The organism is Oleiphilus sp. HI0061, from assembly GCF_001635675.1.
This window is the reverse complement of sequence record NZ_LWFE01000534.1, coordinates 1-875: the sequence shown is the minus strand read 5'-3', so window position 1 is coordinate 875 and position 875 is coordinate 1. Positions and strand designations below refer to the sequence as shown.

General features: G+C 47.4%; 1 protein-coding gene. It reads right to left on the bottom strand.

The features are described 5' to 3' along the window. On the bottom strand, positions 1-592 hold a 592-nt coding region (locus A3735_RS06980), incomplete at its 3' end, for an aminotransferase class III-fold pyridoxal phosphate-dependent enzyme (protein WP_156499484.1). Positions 593-875: the final 283 nt, after the last annotated feature.

Sequence of the window (875 nt, the reverse complement as noted above, 5' to 3'; positions counted from 1 at the left end):
CTTGCTTGTCATGTTCATTGCAGGCTTCACCTGGCTTAGATGTGGGTGCTGGAACAAAGAACTGCTTGGTTAAGGTTTCTGAGAACAGTGAGTGCATACCGTTTATCGGGTCACACACCGACATGGCCGCAAAGGTGTCGCCATGATAGCCATTAAGTAGCGAGATAAAGCGTTGCTTCTTGGGTTTGCCTTGGTCATGCCAGTACTGAATTGCCATTTTCATGGCGACTTCAACGGCCACAGAGCCTGAGTCGGCGAAGAATACAGCCTCTAATTCTTGAGGGCTGATCTCAACCAGGAGTTTGCTTAGCTCGATGGCTGGATCGTGCGTGAGACCGCCAAACATGACATGAGACATTTTGTCGCATTGTGCTTTTAGGGCTTCATTTAGTGTAGGGTGATTATAACCATGAATGACGCTCCACCAGGACGCCATGCCGTCTATTAGCTTTGTTCCGTCTTTTAGCTTGAGTGTGCAACCTTGAGCTGATTCGACATGAAAAATCTTATGGGGTGCACCAATTGCACTGTAGGGGTGCCAGATATGTTGGCGGTCGATCTCAAGGGCAGTTAGCGTGGTGCTGTCGCTCATAGCTTATATCTCTGATTCAAATTTATCATGCCAGTTTAAATGATATGGTTTCGTTCAGGTAGTTTCTATTTTTTTATTGGTCTAGACGTAATCAGCAGAGGGTTTCAGCTCTCGCATGAGTATATCTCGTGCTAACCCGCTAGCGAGCCATGGAAGGCTCTACCTACAATAATAGTATAACCTCATATCTGTAGGCAGAGGGTTCCACCCCTCGCTGAGTCTACCCCGCGCTAACCCTGCCAGCGAGACGAGGGAATGTATGTTTTCGATTGAGAAACCCTTT